Raw genomic sequence first — 471 nt, 5'->3', positions numbered from 1 at the left:
CAGACTCTGAACGCTAAAGTTGACCAGCTGAGCAACGACGTGAACGCAATGCGTTCCGACGTTCAGGCTGCTAAAGACGACGCAGCTCGCGCTAACCAGCGTCTGGACAACCAGGCTACTAAATACCGTAAGTAATAGTACCTGCGTAATAAAAATGGCGCACATCGTGCGCCATTTTTTTTACCCATATAACCACGCAAAGTATAATGTTATTGTTATGAACCGTACTAACCAGCTGATCTTAGGTGCAGTAGTTCTGGGTTCCACGTTACTGGCCGGTTGTTCAAACAACGCTAAAATCGATCAGTTGTCTTCCGATGTACAGACGCTGAGCGCTAAAGTTGAGCAACTGAGTAATGACGTAAATGCAATGCGTTCCGACGTTCAGGCTGCTAAAGACGACGCAGCTCGCGAGAACCAGCGTCTGGACAACAAAGTAGTATCCCACGTCCGTAAGTAATTTGACGCACG

At 47.8% G+C, this 471-nt stretch carries 2 protein-coding genes; both read left to right on the top strand.

The features are described 5' to 3' along the window. Positions 1–6 precede the first annotated feature (6 nt). Entirely contained in the window at positions 7–135 is a 129-nt protein-coding gene (locus BBB58_RS14930) for an LPP leucine zipper domain-containing protein (RefSeq protein ID WP_001546676.1), read from the top strand. A gap of 19 nt (positions 136–154) precedes the next feature. Further along, entirely contained in the window at positions 155–460 is a 306-nt protein-coding gene (locus tag BBB58_RS14925) for a major outer membrane lipoprotein (protein WP_000940467.1), read from the top strand. Positions 461–471 lie beyond the last annotated feature (11 nt).

It is taken from the genome of Exiguobacterium profundum (genome assembly GCF_001909285.1).
Classification (GTDB): domain Bacteria; phylum Bacillota; class Bacilli; order Exiguobacteriales; family Exiguobacteriaceae; genus Exiguobacterium; species Exiguobacterium profundum.
The sequence above is the reverse complement of the archived record's forward strand: the minus strand, read 5'-3'. Positions and strand labels throughout refer to the sequence as shown.